The sequence below is a fragment of the Mycobacterium sp. genome, from assembly GCF_035274705.1.
GTDB lineage: Bacteria > Actinomycetota > Actinomycetes > Mycobacteriales > Mycobacteriaceae > Mycobacterium.
This window is the reverse complement of record NZ_DATENY010000141.1, coordinates 34,896-49,944: the sequence shown is the minus strand read 5'-3', so window position 1 is coordinate 49,944 and position 15,049 is coordinate 34,896. Positions and strand designations below refer to the sequence as shown.

18 protein-coding genes are annotated in these 15,049 nt (G+C 64.8%); 14 read left to right on the top strand and 4 right to left on the bottom strand.

Translation table 11 applies throughout. The annotated features are described in order from the left end of the window. From VJV41_RS28410 to VJV41_RS28400, 3 genes are read left to right on the top strand one after another with little or no spacing between them, the layout of a single operon-like run. On the top strand, positions 1-1,278 hold the full coding sequence (locus tag VJV41_RS28410; RefSeq protein WP_325339499.1) for a cysteine desulfurase: 1,278 nt from the start codon (positions 1-3) through the stop codon (positions 1,276-1,278). Continuing rightward, the gene (sufU, locus tag VJV41_RS28405) at positions 1,275-1,781 is read left to right on the top strand and encodes a Fe-S cluster assembly sulfur transfer protein SufU (protein ID WP_325339537.1); all 507 of its coding nucleotides are present in this window, start codon (positions 1,275-1,277) and stop codon (positions 1,779-1,781) included. The genes VJV41_RS28410 and sufU overlap by 4 nt, the downstream gene beginning before the upstream one ends. Next, a complete protein-coding gene (locus tag VJV41_RS28400; protein WP_325339497.1) occupies positions 1,759-2,106 on the top strand; it encodes a metal-sulfur cluster assembly factor in 348 nt (115 codons plus the stop codon). Before sufU ends, VJV41_RS28400 begins: the two co-directional genes overlap by 23 nt. Here VJV41_RS28400 and VJV41_RS28395 read toward each other — a convergent pair. After that, positions 2,103-2,348 (bottom strand): hypothetical protein, encoded by a 246-nt coding sequence (locus VJV41_RS28395; RefSeq protein WP_325339495.1) that lies wholly within the window; start codon positions 2,346-2,348, stop codon positions 2,103-2,105. The genes VJV41_RS28400 and VJV41_RS28395 overlap by 4 nt on opposite strands. 122 nt (positions 2,349-2,470) lie before the next feature. Between VJV41_RS28395 and VJV41_RS28390 the strand changes: the two genes are divergently transcribed. Then, the gene (locus tag VJV41_RS28390; protein ID WP_325339493.1) at positions 2,471-3,025 is read left to right on the top strand and encodes a hypothetical protein; all 555 of its coding nucleotides are present in this window, start codon (positions 2,471-2,473) and stop codon (positions 3,023-3,025) included. Between the two features lie 72 nt (positions 3,026-3,097). Here the strand turns inward: VJV41_RS28390 and VJV41_RS28385 are convergent, their stop codons facing one another. Then, positions 3,098-3,604, bottom strand: a complete 507-nt coding sequence (locus VJV41_RS28385; protein WP_325339490.1) for a phenylacetaldoxime dehydratase family protein — start codon at positions 3,602-3,604, stop codon at positions 3,098-3,100. 144 nt (positions 3,605-3,748) lie between these two features. Between VJV41_RS28385 and VJV41_RS28380 the strand changes: the two genes are divergently transcribed. From VJV41_RS28380 to VJV41_RS28350, 7 genes are all read left to right on the top strand, one after another. Further along, a complete protein-coding gene (locus tag VJV41_RS28380) occupies positions 3,749-4,381 on the top strand; it encodes a hypothetical protein (RefSeq protein WP_325339488.1) in 633 nt (210 codons plus the stop codon). A 6-nt stretch (positions 4,382-4,387) separates the two neighbouring features. Continuing rightward, the gene (locus VJV41_RS28375) at positions 4,388-5,020 is read left to right on the top strand and encodes an RNA polymerase sigma factor (protein ID WP_325339486.1); all 633 of its coding nucleotides are present in this window, start codon (positions 4,388-4,390) and stop codon (positions 5,018-5,020) included. Continuing rightward, positions 5,017-5,256, top strand: coding sequence for a zf-HC2 domain-containing protein (locus tag VJV41_RS28370; protein ID WP_325339484.1), 240 nt, complete (start codon positions 5,017-5,019; stop codon positions 5,254-5,256). Before VJV41_RS28375 ends, VJV41_RS28370 begins: the two co-directional genes overlap by 4 nt. 68 nt (positions 5,257-5,324) lie before the next feature. Beyond that, entirely contained in the window at positions 5,325-5,690 is a 366-nt protein-coding gene (trxA, locus tag VJV41_RS28365; RefSeq protein ID WP_325339482.1) for a thioredoxin, read from the top strand. 18 nt (positions 5,691-5,708) lie between these two features. Then, positions 5,709-6,539 (top strand): enoyl-CoA hydratase, encoded by an 831-nt coding sequence (locus VJV41_RS28360; protein ID WP_325339480.1) that lies wholly within the window; start codon positions 5,709-5,711, stop codon positions 6,537-6,539. A 15-nt stretch (positions 6,540-6,554) separates the two neighbouring features. Next, positions 6,555-8,192: an ABC-F family ATP-binding cassette domain-containing protein gene (locus VJV41_RS28355; RefSeq protein WP_325339478.1), complete on the top strand. Its 1,638-nt coding sequence runs from the start codon at positions 6,555-6,557 to the stop codon at positions 8,190-8,192. A 105-nt stretch (positions 8,193-8,297) separates the two neighbouring features. Next, entirely contained in the window at positions 8,298-8,492 is a 195-nt protein-coding gene (locus tag VJV41_RS28350) for a helix-turn-helix domain-containing protein (RefSeq protein ID WP_325339476.1), read from the top strand. An 18-nt stretch (positions 8,493-8,510) separates the two neighbouring features. Here VJV41_RS28350 and VJV41_RS28345 read toward each other — a convergent pair whose 3' ends face one another. Next, a complete protein-coding gene (locus VJV41_RS28345; protein ID WP_325339474.1) occupies positions 8,511-9,080 on the bottom strand; it encodes a helix-turn-helix domain-containing protein in 570 nt (189 codons plus the stop codon). A 9-nt stretch (positions 9,081-9,089) separates the two neighbouring features. Further along, a complete protein-coding gene (gene acnA / locus VJV41_RS28340; protein WP_325339472.1) occupies positions 9,090-11,900 on the bottom strand; it encodes an aconitate hydratase AcnA in 2,811 nt (936 codons plus the stop codon). A gap of 158 nt (positions 11,901-12,058) precedes the next feature. Between acnA and VJV41_RS28335 the strand changes: the two genes are divergently transcribed. From VJV41_RS28335 to ripB, 3 genes are all read left to right on the top strand, one after another. After that, positions 12,059-12,652: a DUF6676 family protein gene (locus VJV41_RS28335; RefSeq protein WP_325339470.1), complete on the top strand. Its 594-nt coding sequence runs from the start codon at positions 12,059-12,061 to the stop codon at positions 12,650-12,652. Positions 12,653-12,866: 214 nt separating this feature from the next. Then, entirely contained in the window at positions 12,867-14,279 is a 1,413-nt protein-coding gene (ripA, locus tag VJV41_RS28330) for an NlpC/P60 family peptidoglycan endopeptidase RipA (RefSeq protein WP_325339469.1), read from the top strand. Beyond that, positions 14,273-14,986 carry an NlpC/P60 family peptidoglycan endopeptidase RipB gene (gene ripB / locus VJV41_RS28325; RefSeq protein WP_325339467.1) on the top strand — a complete coding sequence of 238 codons (714 nt, stop codon included), beginning with the start codon at positions 14,273-14,275 and terminating at the stop codon, positions 14,984-14,986. Before ripA ends, ripB begins: the two co-directional genes overlap by 7 nt. The last annotated feature ends 63 nt before the right edge of the window (positions 14,987-15,049 follow it).

Here is a 15,049-nt window from a genome sequence, read left to right as displayed (position 1 = left end):
ATGACTCGGGCACAAGAGGTGCTCCTCTCGTCCGCCGCTAAGACTCTTGACCTCACCAAGATCAGGGCCGACTTCCCGATCTTGAAACGAGTGATGCGCGGCGGAAATCAGCTGGCCTATCTGGATTCCGGTGCGACGTCGCAGCGACCCGTTCAGGTGCTCGACGCTGAGCGTGAGTTCCTGCTCACCTCCAACGGCGCGGTCCATCGCGGCGCGCATCAGCTGATGGAGGAGTCCACCGACGCCTACGAACAGGGCCGCGCGGACATCGCGGCGTTCGTCGGCGCGGATACCGACGAGCTGGTGTTCACCAAGAACGCCACCGAGGCCATCAATCTGGTTTCGTACGCGTTGGGCGACAACCGGTTTGACGGCGCGGTCGGCCCTGGCGACGTGATCGTCACAACCGAGCTCGAGCACCACGCCAACCTGATTCCATGGCAGGAGCTGGCTCGCCGCACCGGCGCGACGCTCAAATGGTACGGCGTGACGGACGACGGGCGGATCGACCTCGAGTCGTTGCAGCTCGACGAACGCGTCAAAGTGGTTGTGTTCAGCCACCACTCCAATGTGACCGGTGCCGTCGCACCCGTGGCGGAGGTTGTCGCGCGGGCAAAGGCGGTCGGTGCGCTGACGCTGCTGGACGCCTGCCAATCCGTGCCTCACCAGCCCGTCGACTTCCACGCGCTGGATGTCGACTACGCGGCCTTTTCCGGCCATAAAATGCTGGGCCCCAACGGCATTGGCGTGCTGTACGGCCGGCGGGAGCTGCTGAACGCGATGCCGCCTTTCATCACCGGCGGCTCGATGATCGAGACCGTGACGATGGAAGCCACCACATACGCGCCTGCGCCGCAGCGGTTCGAAGCGGGTACGCCGATGACTTCACAGGTCGTCGGGCTAGCCGCTGCAGCGCGGTATCTCGGCGCGATCGGCATGGACACCGTCGAAGAGCACGAGAACGAGCTCGTCGCAGCGGCGCTGGCGGGTCTTTCGGGTATCGACGAGGTTCGGATCATCGGATCGACGTCGCTGGAAAACCGTGGTTCACCGGTGTCTTTCGTGGTCGACGGGGTCCACGCGCACGATGTGGGTCAAGTGCTGGACGACGACGGGGTGGCCGTCCGCGTCGGTCACCACTGCGCGTGGCCGCTGCATCGCAGGTTCGGCATCGCCGCCACCGCGCGGGCTTCCTTCGCGGTCTACAACACGCTTGACGAGGTCGACCGGCTGGTGGCCGGCGTGCGTCGGGCCGTCGAGTTCTTTGGCAGGGACTGACAGTGCGCCTTGAGCAGATCTATCAGGAAGTGATCCTCGATCACTACAAGCATCCGCACCACCGTGGGCTGCGGGAGCCGTATCACGCGCAGTCGTATCAAGTGAATCCGACGTGCGGGGACGAGGTCACGCTGCGGGTCGCGTTGAGCGACGACGGGGAGCAGGTGGCCGACATCTCCTATGACGGACAGGGCTGTTCGATCAGCCAGGCATCCACCTCGGTGCTGACCGATCAGGTGATCGGCCAGAGCGTCGGCGACGCGCTCAAGACCGTCGCGGCGTTCACCGAAATGGTTTCGTCGCGCGGCACCATCGAGGGTGACGAGGATGTCATCGGCGACGGCATCGCGTTCGCAGGTGTGGCGAAGTACCCAGCGCGGGTGAAGTGCGCGCTGCTGGGCTGGATGGCTTTCAAGGACGCGCTCGCGCAGGCGAGCGCAGCGGGCAGAGTTTTGGTTCGAATGAATGAGGAGACACAGGATGAGCGAGACCGCAGCGCCTAACGACGAGCTGCTCGCCGACCTCGAAGAGGCGATGCGCGACGTCGTCGACCCCGAACTCGGGATCAACGTCGTCGACCTCGGCCTTGTCTACGGCATGAACGTCGAAAAAGGGGAGCAGGGCAACGTTGCGCTCATCGACATGACGCTGACTTCGGCGGCCTGTCCGCTCACCGACGTGATCGAGGATCAGTCCCGCACCGCGCTCATCGGCAGCGGCCTGGTGAACGAGATCAAGATCAACTGGGTCTGGAACCCGCCGTGGGGACCGGACAAGATCACCGAGGACGGCCGTGAACAGCTGAGGGCTCTCGGCTTCACCGTCTAGGCGCCGTTATGGCGGCCAACGATCAAGTCCTTGATTTCGGCGAGCTGCTCATCGACTGAACGGAACCGCCCACGGGTCTCTAGGAAGCCTTCGTCCACCCGAGTTTCGAGCGCGGCCAGGCGAAGCGACTGTTCCCGCTGGTTCGCGCCGAGGGCGTTCGTGGCAGCCAGAACCGCGCGGTAGTCGGCCTGCGACGCTTCCAGAGCCGCAATCCGCGCCTCGAGATCTTCCAGCGTCGCCACCCCTCCACCCTAAGTCAGAAGTCGTCGCCCGATAGCAGTTGCTCACTTCGCCTGTGGATCGCGCAGCCTTTGGTGTGGCGAATTGCACGCCTCCGGGCTACACCAGCCGCCACAATTACCGCGTGGTCACGGTGCCGGCACTTGTATGGCGAGGCGGTTCCTTTCGTCGCGCAGTGACGGTCGGCGGCGCCGTCGGGATCGCACTGGCTGCATTGGCATGGATCGATTCCGGCTTCCTGTTGTCCGCCGTCATCGTGCTCGTCATCACCGGCGTCTTCTATGGCATCTGGATGCATCGCCGAATGTCGCGCTATTGGCCCGGCGCACGTGACCTCACCGGTGAGCAACGGGTGGTCGTCGCGCGGACGGCCCGACGTGGCGAACATATAGGCGACGTCGGGCTTGCCAAGGCGGTTATCGACTACAGCCGCGGGATGCATGAGGCGGCCGATAAGGCTCGACCGTTTCGATGGCTGGTGCCACTCGTTCTTGTCGTCGCCGTGGCCACCGCGATATGGGACGGCGTCTTCGGCACGTGGGGAAATGCCGTGGCGTCTGGCATCTATATTGTGCTGCTGCTTGTCGAGCTGTTCTGGTGGCCGAAGCGACAGGAGCAGCTGATGGCCAATGCCGATCGCGCCGCGGAAATGGCCGCCGCTATGCAAACTTCTGACTGACGTCAGAGATATGACCGCGGAGATGGCCACGTAAATTCGGCGACACTGATTCGAAAAACCGCTGCAGTGCGGCTAATTGGGGTAGTAGTCAGCCTCGGCGACCACTGGCGCGATCGTCGGCTCCTCCGTACGTAGCGCCCTGCGCCGCGCCGAGAACATCGCGCCGCGAGCTGGACGCGTCGGCGCAAAACGGGCCATGCCGCTCGGACGATTCATGTCGTCGTAAATCGCTTCAATGCCGCCGCCCATCAAATATGTCTCGTGCCAGAAGCCAGTTCCGCCAGAGTCCCTCAGGAATTGCTGCCACCAACGCTTGTGCGGCTCCGACCGGGTCCAGCGCTCCAGACTGTCGAGGTCGCGCCAGTATTGGCGCATCCCGAGGTGCGGTGGGAACAGTGACCAGATGAAATCCTCGTGTAGGAGCAGGCCATCCGGCTGCGTCTTCCACGACTTCTGGATCTGATGTCCCAGTCCGACCAAGTGCAGCATTCCGCGTGGACGTCGCACGCGCATGCCGAGGCAGATCACCACGAGGTTCGGGTACTCGCTCAGGTCCACGGTTTGGCGGTCGACAGCCATCCGGCCCTCCTTATTTCACATGAGGCCGAGAATAGGCACCCGAACTTCGGCTATTGCTCGTTTCGCGCCGTCGGTGTCCTTACGGATGTGTAACGCTGAGGTCGGGTCACGGCACTACGACAGAGAAGCCGGAGAGGAGCCACGATGGGTGACGGTTTCGACCAGACCTACGTCGCCACCCGACGCCAATTGCGTGGCGTCGCCGAAAGCTTGATCGCCGGACCGCAGTACCGGGCGGCCGGCACCATCCGCCTCGCTGTACGCGCCGACGGTTTCGCCGGCGTGGCCATTCCGCTGGCCGTGCACGGCACGGAGCTCGTGTTGCCGAACGACGCGGTTGCCCTCGCCGCGCCGCTCAACGTGATCGCCGAAATCGCAGGCATCGACGCGGGGCCGCCTGAAGGGGTGTACGAGATCGTCGACCCGCTGCCGCCCGACGCCGTGCTGAAACTCGACGCGGCCGGGGCCGAATGGATAAACCGAAGCCACTACGCCGGCGGCTATGCGCTGAAGCGTGTTCTGCCCGACTGTCATCCGGTGCTATGGCCTGAACACTTCGACGTCGCGGCCACCGAGGACGAGGTCAACTATGGCGTCTCAGCCGGCGACGATTACCACCCGGCGCCGTACGCATATGTCAGCCCGTGGACCAAGCGCATCGGCCCATTCTGGAATGCGCCGTTCGGGGCGCTGTACCCCCTCAATCCCGCGCATGACGTCGACGCTCTCACCTCGCGCATCGCCGATTTCTTCGAGCGCGGGCGAAGGGAACTGTGATCGGCAATGACCGAAACAATCGACGAAACTACCCTGATCGCCGCGCTGCGCGACGGCGACGAAGTAACGTTTTCCCGACTCGTCGACCAACACACACCTTCGATGTTGCGCGTGGCGCGCGGATACGTGCGCAGTCATGAGATCGCCGAAGAGGTGGTGCAGGAAACCTGGATCGCACTCCTGAAAGGCGCCGAGAAGTTCGAAGGCCGATCCTCGCTTCGCACTTGGCTTTTCACCGTGATGATCAACATCGCCAAGGCTCGGGGCGTACGCGAGCGTCGCGACGCGGACGCGGCGATGCTGGCGTTCACCGGCGGAACCGTCGACCCTGCGCGCTTCCGCGCAGGCGATGACCCATGGCCCGGGCACTGGAAAGTAGGGGAGGAACCTTCGCCCTTTCCCGACACGCCCGAGGGCTCGGTGCTGGGGACGGAGCTCGTCGACATCGCCCGACGCGAACTCGACAAGCTGCCGGAACGCCAGCGGACTGTCGTCACCCTGCGTGACTTGCTCGGGTTCGACTCAGCCGAGGTATGTGAGCTGCTCGACATCACCGTGGCCAACCAGCGAGTGCTGTTACACCGCGGCCGGGCCGCGGTCCGGCAGGTGCTCGAAGACTACTTAGAGGACTACTCATGAGTACCGGACCCATGGACTGCAATGAACTCGTCGAGCTGGTGACGGCCTACCTCGACGGGTCGCTCGACCTAGAGACCCGCGCGCGTTTCGACATGCACCTGCTCGACTGCGACGGCTGCGAGAACTACCTGCAGCAGTTTCGCGAAACCGTGCGCACGGTCGGCAAGATCCGCGACGACGAGCTCGACCCCGCCTTCCGCAACCGCCTGATCGAGGCGTTCAAGAACTTCCAGTGATCAGCGCAGACAGTTTGCCCTGACCATATGCTGGGAACACACAGCTAGATACCAGCGTTAGGACCAACGTGGCTACGAAAGACATCACCGCCGAAGAGTTCAACGACACCATCACGGACAACGACATCGTGCTGGTGGATTTCTGGGCGTCGTGGTGCGGCCCGTGTAAGGCCTTCGCACCCACCTTCGCGGCCTCCTCGGAGCAGCATCCCGACGTGGTGTACGCGAAGGTCGACACCGAGGCCGAGCAGCAGCTCGCGGCCGCGGCGGACATCCGTTCCATCCCGACGCTGATGGCCTTCAAGAAGGGCAAGCTGGTGTTCAACCAAGCCGGTGCTCTTCCCCCTGCGGCGCTCGAGGAACTGGTCCAGAAGGTCAAAGAGTTCGATATCGACGCCGCGATCGCCGCTCAGAGCAACGGCCAGGAGGGTTAGGGACCTGCACGCGATAGCGTGCAGTCCGTGACCGAGCAAAAGGATTTTGTCCTCGTCGACCGCCCGCGACCGCAAGTCGCGCTGGTGACGCTGAACCGGCCCGAGCGGATGAACTCCATGGCGTTCGACGTCATGGTCCCGCTGAAGAAGGTCCTCGAAGAACTGACCTACGACAACTCCGCCCGGGTGATTGTGCTCACAGGTGCCGGTCGCGGGTTCTCGTCTGGAGCCGATCACAAGTCAGCCGGCTCGGTGCCTCATATCGACGGGCTGACCCGGCCGACGTTTGCGCTGCGGTCGATGGAGGTGCTCGACGACGTCATCCTGTCGCTGCGCAAGATGCACCAGCCGGTGATCGCCGCGGTCAATGGCGCGGCGATCGGCGGGGGACTGTGCCTGGCGCTGGCCTGTGACATCCGCATCGCCGCAGCAGGGGCGTACTTTCGCGCGGCGGGCATCAACAACGGCCTGACCGCCAGCGAGCTCGGGCTGTCCTATCTGCTGCCCCGCGCGATCGGCACGTCTCGGGCCTTCGAGCTGATGCTGACGGGCCGCGACGTCGACGCCGAGGAAGCCGAACGCATCGGCCTGGTGTCCCGCGCCGTGCCCGACGACAAACTGCTCGACGTTTGCTACGAGCTCGGCGAGCGGATCGCGTCGTTTTCGCGGCCGGGAACCGAGTTGACCAAGCGCACACTATGGAGTGGACTGGACGCCGCTAGCCTGGAGGGGCACATGCAGGCCGAGGGCCTCGGACAGCTCTTCGTCCGTTTGCTCACCGGCAACTTCGAAGAAGCGGTCGCGGCGCGTGCCGAGAAGCGTCCACCGGCCTTCACCGACGACAAATAGCAGAGGAGTAGCAGCGTGATCACCGCAACGGACCTCGAGGTCCGCGCCGGAGCGCGCACGCTGCTGTCCACCGACGGCGCTGCGCTGCGCATCCAGCCCGGTGATCGCATCGGCCTGGTCGGCCGCAACGGCGCGGGCAAGACCACCACCATGCGCATCCTTGCCGGCGAAGGTCAGCCCTACGCGGGCACGATCGCTCGCAGCGGGGAAATCGGTTATCTGCCACAGGATCCCAAAGAGGGCAATCTCGACGTGTTGGCGCGCGACCGGGTGTTGTCGGCACGCGGACTCGACAGCCTGCTGGCCGACCTCGAGAAGCAGCAAGCCCTGATGGCCGAGGTCGCCGACGACGCCGCCCGCGATAAGGCGATACGCCGTTATGGTCGGCTCGAGGAGCGGTTTGCCGCCCTGGGCGGGTATGCAGCCGAGAGCGAGGCGGGCCGCATCTGCGTGAGTCTTGGCCTGCCCGAACGTGTTCTGACCCAGGCGCTACGCACCCTGTCCGGCGGGCAGCGCCGACGTGTAGAGCTGGCGCGCATCTTGTTCGCCGCGAGTGAAGGCGGAGCCGGGGCATCAGGTTCCGCGACCACGCTCTTACTCGACGAGCCCACCAACCACCTCGACGCCGACTCGCTGGGCTGGCTGCGCGAATTCCTCCGCGGCCACACCGGCGGGCTCGTCGTCATCAGCCACAACGTCGACCTGCTCGCCGACGTCGTCAACCGGGTGTGGTTCCTCGACGCGGTGCGCGGTGAGGTCGACGTTTACAACATGGGTTGGCAGAAGTACCTTGACGCGCGCGCCACCGACGAACAGCGTCGCCGCCGCGAGCGTGCGAACGCCGAACGCAAGGCCTCTGCACTGCGCGCCCAGGCCGCGAAGATGGGTGCGAAGGCCACGAAAGCCGTTGCTGCACAGAATATGTTGCGCCGCGCCGACCGGATGATGGCAGCGCTGGACGAGGAACGGGTCGCCGACAAGGTGGCCCGCATCAAGTTTCCGACTCCGGCAGCGTGCGGCCGTACCCCGTTGGTGGCCAAGGGTTTGACCAAGAACTATGGGTCGCTCGAGGTATTCTCCGGCGTCGACCTGGCCATCGACCGGGGCTCGCGCGTCGTCGTCCTCGGCCTCAACGGCGCGGGCAAGACCACGCTGCTGCGTGTGCTGGCGGGCGTCGAGACACTCGACTCCGGGGCGTTGGAACCCGGCCATGGCCTCAAGATCGGCTACTTCGCCCAGGAACATGACACGCTCGACGACGGCGCGACGGTGTGGCAGAACATCCGTCACGCCGCGCCAGACACCGGCGAGCAGGACTTGCGGGGACTGTTGGGCGCCTTCATGTTCAGCGGTTCGCAGCTGGATCAACCGGCCGGCACGCTGTCGGGAGGCGAGAAGACGCGTTTGGCGCTCGCGGGCCTTGTCGCGTCCACGGCCAACGTGCTGCTGCTCGACGAGCCGACCAACAACCTCGATCCCGCGTCGCGTGAACAGGTCCTCGACGCGCTGCGCAGTTATGTGGGGGCAGTGGTGCTCGTGACCCACGACCCCGGTGCCGCCGAGGCGCTCGACCCTCAGCGGGTGGTGCTGCTGCCGGATGGCACCGAGGACTTCTGGTCCGACGACTATCGCGACCTCATCGAGTTGGCCTGAGCCGAATTGCGAACCGTTTCATCAAATCCGCCCGCTGCTGTGTGAACGCTTCTTACGCTGGGTATGCACGGAATGCGTCGGGGCATCAGAGGCGGGGAGATGTCGATGAAGAAATCAATAAAGTCCCGGGACCAACTGCTCAACGAGCTGCGCAGCGCTTATGAGGGCGGCGCCAGCATTCGCTCATTGGTGGCATCGACTGGGCGGTCATACGGTTCGGTTCACAGCATGCTGCGCGAGTCGGGGACGACGATGCGCAGCCGCGGAGGGCCCAACCACAGGAGCCGGCGAGCCAGTTAGACGGGCTGACCTGGTTGGCTAGGATTCCTGCTGCCGCAGGGAAGCCTCGACGAGGTCCAGTACGGCGCTGAGCTTTTCGGGGTCATCACCTGAAGCCAGCCGCGCCACCAGACCGTCGAGCACCAGATCCAGATACGTCTGCAACACCGCGCTGGGCACGTCGTCACGCAGTCGGCCGGCCTGCTTCTGGCGGCGCAGCCGGGCGGTCGTCGCCGCCGACAACTCAGCAGACCGCTCGGACCATCCGCGGTTGAACGCGGGATCGTTACGAAGCTTTCGGGCGATCTCCAGCCGGGTGGCTAGCCAGTCGAACTGATCGGGCGCGGCGAGCATGTCGCGCATCACCTGGATCAAGCCCTCCCGCGATGCGACGTCGGCCATTCGTTCGGCGTCCTCGCGGGCCAGCTCGAAGAACAGCGTGTCCTTGTCGCGGAAGTGGTGAAAGATGGCGCCGCGCGACAGCCCGATCGTCTGCTCGAGCCGCCGCACGGTCGCCTTGTCGTAGCCGTATTCGGCGAAACACCGCCGGGCGCCGTCGAGGATCTGGCGGCGGCGGGCCGCTAGATGGTCATCGGTCACCCGTGGCATGAGAAGTCCTTACGACTTCAACATGTTGCGCAGCACATACTGCAGAATGCCGCCGTTGCGGTAGTAGTCGGCTTCACCGGGGGTGTCGATGCGCACCACCGCGTCGAACTCGACCTTGCCGCCGTCGCTCTTCGTCGCGGTCACATGCACCGTCTTCGGCGTCTTGCCGCTGTTGAGCGCCTCGATACCGGTGATATCGAACGTCTCGGTTCCGTCCAGCTTCAGCGACGCTGCCGATTCCCCTTCGGGGAACTGCAGCGGGATCACGCCCATGCCGATCAGGTTCGAGCGGTGAATGCGCTCGAACGATTCGGTGATGACCGCACGCACACCGAGCAGACTGGTGCCCTTGGCCGCCCAGTCGCGCGACGAACCGGAGCCGTACTCCTTGCCGCCCAAGACAACCAGCGGAATGTCCTGCGCCGCATAATTTTGCGCGGCGTCGTAGATGAACGCCTGCTCGCCGCCCTCGGTGAAGTCGCGGGTGTAGCCGCCCGACACGTCATCGAGAAGTTGATTACGCAACCGGATGTTGGCGAATGTGCCGCGGATCATCACCTCGTGGTTACCGCGCCGTGAGCCGTAGGAGTTGTAGTCCTTCTTGTCGACCCCGTGCTCGTCGAGGTACTGCGCGGCCGGGGTGCCCGGCTTGATGCTGCCTGCGGGGGAGATGTGGTCGGTGGTCACCGAATCGCCCAGCAGCGCCAGCACTCTGGCGCCCTGGATGTCGGTCACCGCCTCCGGCTCGGCGGGCATGCCGTCGAAGTACGGCGGCTTGCGCACATACGTCGAATCCTCGGCCCACTCGAACGTGTTGCCGCTGGGTGTCGGCAGGTTGCGCCACCGGTCGTCGCCCTTGAACACATCGGCGTAGTTCTTGACGAACATCTCCTGGTTGATCGCCGCGGCGATGGTGTCGTTGATGTCCTTCTGCGACGGCCAGATGTCCTTGAGGAAGACTTCGTTGCCGTTCTCGTCTTTCCCGAGCGGCTCGTTCTCGAAGTCGAAGTCCATCGTGCCGGCCAGCGCGTAGGCGATGACCAGCGGCGGCGACGCGAGGTAGTTCATCTTCACGTCGGGATTGATGCGGCCCTCGAAGTTGCGGTTGCCGGACAGCACCGCGGTCACCGACAGATCGGCGTCGTTGACGGCCTTGCTGATCTCGTCCGGCAGCGGTCCGGAGTTACCGATGCACGTCGTGCAGCCGTAGCCGACGAGGTAGAAGCCGAGCTTCTCCAGGTACGGCCACAGCCCGGCCTTGTTGTAGTAGTCGGTGACGACCTGGGAGCCGGGCGCCATGGTGGTTTTCACCCACGGCTTTGACGTCAGGCTCTTGTCGACGGCGTTCTTGGCCAGCAGGGCGGCGCCGAGCATGACCTCGGGGTTGGAGGTGTTGGTACACGAGGTGATCGCGGCGATCACCACCGCGCCGTGGTCAAGAACGAACTCCCCGAGCTCGTCGGACTTCACGTCCACCGGCTTGCTCGGCCGGCCGTTCGACCCCGCGGCCGCCGACGGAACGACGGCGTCGGCGTCGGCGAACGAGAGCACCGCCGGGTCGCTGGCCGGGAACGACTCCTCGACGGCCTCGTCGAGCTTGGAGTGCGGAACGGGGTTCTCCGCTGGGTTTTCTACGTAGTTGTGAATGTCCTTGCGGAAGGCCGTCTTTGCCTCGCCGAGGGCGATGCGGTCCTGCGGGCGCTTCGGCCCGGCGATCGACGGCACGACATCGGACAGGTTCAGCTCGATGTACTCGGAGTACTTCGGCTCATGCTTGGGGTCGTGCCACATGCCCTGTTCCTTGGCGTAGGCCTCGACCAGCGCGAGTTGCTCGTCACTGCGCCCAGTCATCCGCAGGTAGTCGATGGTGACCTCGTCGATCGGGAAAATCGCTGCGGTGGAGCCGAATTCGGGGCTCATGTTGCCGAGCGTGGCGCGGTTGGCCAGCGGCACCTCAGCGACGCCCTCGCCGTAGAACTCGACGAACTTGCCGACCACGCCGTGCTTGCGCAGCATCTCGGTGGCGGTGAGTACCACATCGGTGGCCGTCACGCCGGGCTGGCGCTCGCCGGACAGCTTGAAGCCGACGACGCGGGGGATGAGCATCGAGACCGGCTGGCCGAGCATGGCCGCTTCGGCCTCGATGCCGCCGACGCCCCAGCCGAGGACGCCGAGGCCGTTTTCCATTGTGGTGTGGGAGTCGGTGCCGACGCAGGTGTCGGGGTAGGCCACGCCGTCGCGGTTCATCACCACTGACGCCAGGTACTCGATATTGACCTGGTGCACGATGCCGGTACCGGGCGGCACCACCTTGAAGTCGTTGAAGGCGCCCTGACCCCAGCGGAGGAACTGGTAGCGCTCGCCGTTGCGCTCGTACTCGATCTCGACGTTGCGCTCGAACGCATTCGCGGTGCCGAACAGGTCGGCGATCACCGAGTGGTCGATGACAAGGTCGGCGGGTGCCAGTGGGTTGACCTTGTCCGGGTCGCCACCCAGATCGCCGACCGCCTCACGCATGGTGGCCAGGTCGACGATGCACGGCACACCGGTGAAGTCCTGCATGATCACCCGCGCCGGGGTGAACTGAATTTCGACGCTCGGGTGGGCCGACGGATCCCAGTTCGCGATCGCCTCGATGTGGTCCTTGGTGATGTTGGCGCCGTCCTCGGTGCGCAGCAGATTCTCGGCGAGCACCTTGAGGCTGTAGGGCAGTTTTTCGATTCCCTTTACCGCGTCGAGGCGGTAGATCTCGTAGCTGTTGTCCCCGACCTTCAGTGTGTCGCGGGCTCCAAACGAATTCACCGAATCCTTGCTGCTCACATCAACTCCCGGTTAGTTCTCACCGCGACGGGCTGTGTCGGCGGCGCTCGTAATCCTAACAGTACGCTTGTCCTGTAAGACATCCAGGGCTGTTTCAGTCTTGTCCTCCGAGGCGCGTGCTGCCACCCGCGTACCGACTCATCGCGTACCGTGCCCGTGTGACCGGACCGCACGTGATCCCGATCCTGCCGACCTACATCCCGAAGGACGTCTGCAGCACGGTGGGTCTCGATCCAGCGGTGACTCCGCCGGACGTTTGCATGAATCAGGTGTTGTCCGATGTCGCCGACGACGGGGTGAGCGCTCCGGTCGGTGACGCCACGCAGAAACAGCAGGCGGTCGAACTGCGTCAGGTGGTCGCCGACGCCCATGCCAAAGGTGTCGACCTGAAGGTCGTGGTGGTCCCGACCAACCCGCCCATCGACACGCCACTGCGTGACATCGCGACACAGGTCGGCCACGCCTATCCGGGTTCGACCGTGTTGGCAATCAGCCCGATATGGGCCGGAACGTATAGCCCGGTGTACGACCGGGTGACATTGGAGGCTGGCCAGGACGTCGCCAAGACTGGTGATCCGGTGCAGTCGTCGAAGAATTTCGTCAGCGAGTTGACGACGCAGCATTTTCCGTGGACGCCATTCACGATTGTGGTCGTGCTGGGTGTGCTCGCCGCCGTCGTCGCCACTCGTGTACTGCAGGTTCGGGGCAAACGCGCGGCCGCCGCAGAAGTGCATTCCGACATCCCGGAATGAGCTAATAAGCCCGTCGGGCAAATTCAAGAGTCACAGCGGGATAACGCTCCATTCAATTACAAACCTGTAATTTGTGACTAAAGTTTCCTTAGCGTCAGATGTGACGTACGGTGCAATCGGTGCTTGATGTTGCAGTTGTGAATTTTGTGACTACGCATAGACACCCACGAATGTGCCGGCACGTTCGCGTTGAGCCTTAGGAGACTTGAGTCGAATGAGACGCACCCCTGGCGCCTCTGCTTCCCGGCTGTTCGGGAGGGCCTGCGCGGTTCCACTTGTCGTCGCCGTGCTGGTCGCAACACCCGGTCTCAGCGCCGCCCAACCAGGCAGTCCCGACAGCCTGGGGTCGCTGGTCGCCGCCGTCGCAAACACCAATCAGAAACTTCAAGAACTCGGCGCCGCGATCCAGACGCAGCAGGAAAGCGTCAACAAGGCGATCGTCGACGTGCAGACCGCACGGGATAACGCCGCCGCCGCGCAGCAGGAGGTCGAGGCCAGCCAGCAGCGGGTCTCAGAAGCCGGCACCGCGATCGCGGCCGCACAAAAACGTTTCGACACGTTCGCCGCCGCAACGTATGTCAACGGACCGTCGAATTCGTATCTGACTGCGGGCGACCCCGCCGACATCCTCAACACCGCGGCCACCGGTGAGGCGCTGTCGGTCAGCGCGCAGCAGGTGATCGCCGATCTGCAGCGCGCCCGCACCGAGCAGGTCAACAAGGAATCCGCCGCACGGCTGGCCAAGCAGAACGCTGATCAGGCCGTCGCGGACGCCGAGGCCAGCCAGCAGACGGCCGTGTCCGCTCTGACCAACGCCCAGCAGACTTTCAAGACCCAGCAGGCCGACCTCGACCGGCTCACGGCCGAACGAGCCGCGGCGCAGGCAAAGCTCGACGAAGCCCGCAATTGGTCGGCGCCGGCGGGCGCACAACCTGCCGCCCAGCCTGCCTCTGCCGCAACCACTTCCAACCCTGCCACGGACTGGGACCACGCACCGCGCGACCCGGCCACCGGAAACTGGGCCACGCCGTGGGATCCTTTCCTGCCCGCCATTCCCAGTGCGTTCGTCAGCGGCGACCCGATTGCGATCATCAACACCATCCTGGGCATGGTGTCGACGTCCGCGCAGGCGACCGCGGACATGGGCCGCAGCTTCCTCCAAAAACTCGGCCTGATTCCGACTCCCACCGGCTACACCAACGGCGCCATTCCGCGCGTCTACGGCAGGGACGCCACCGAATACGTGATCCGGCGCGGCATGTCGCAGATGGGTGTGCCGTATTCGTGGGGCGGCGGCAACGCGGCCGGCCCGAGCAACGGCATCGACGATGGCGCTGGCACAGTCGGTTTCGACTGTTCGGGCCTGATGCTGTACATGTTCGCCGGCGTCGGCATCAAGCTCGACCACTATTCGGGGTCGCAGTACAACGCCGGTCGCAAGATCCCGTCATCGCAGATGCGGCGCGGCGACATGATCTTCTACGGGCCCAACGCCAGCCAGCACGTCGCGATGTATCTCGGTGACGGGCAGATGCTCGAGGCGCCGTACACGGGTTCGACGGTCAAGGTCTCGCCGGTGCGCACCAGTGGCATGACTCCCTATGTGACCCGACTGATCGAATGGTGATTCTCCTGCGCCCCAGCATTTTACGTTGCCATCGTGTCTTGATCCTGGTCCTCGTTGCGCTTGCCTTGTTGCTTGGGTTCGCTGCGCCTGCCGACGCCGATCCGGGGGAGTGGGACCCCACGCTGCCGAAGATCGTGAGTTCGGGTGCTCCCGGAGACCCGGTGGCGATTGCGAACGCGTCGTTTCAGGTGAGCCAGCTGGCCCTCCAGACCACTCAGAACCTGGGCAAGCAGTTCCTGGCCAGCCTCGGCCTCGGCGGCGGCAGTCCCGCGGCCGCCGTGCCGGCGGGCGCGCGTGTTCGCGGCCCGCAGGCGATCGAATACGTGATCCGCAGGGCCGGTTCGCAAATGGGTGTGCCGTACTCATGGGGCGGGGGCACCCTCACCGGTCCTGGTCCCGGCGTGGATGAGGACGCGGGCAAGACCGGCTACGACTGTTCGGGGTTCACGCGCTTCGCCTTTGCCGGTGCCGGCGTGCAGATACCCAAGTATTCGGGCGACCAGTACAACACGGGCCGACCGATACCGCCGTCGCAGGCCAAGCGTGGCGACCTGATCTTCTACGGGCCCGGCGGTACCCAGCATGTCGCGCTGTACCTCGGCGGCGGCAAGATGCTCGAAGCATCGAGCGCCGCGGGCAAGGTGACCGTCAGTCCGGTACGTACCGCAGGCATGTCGCCGCACCTGTCCCGGATTATCGAATCCTGAGCCAGGCCTGAGAGCCAAACGGGCAACGTCGACGGATTCCGAACTGCCTGGAATAGTTGACGA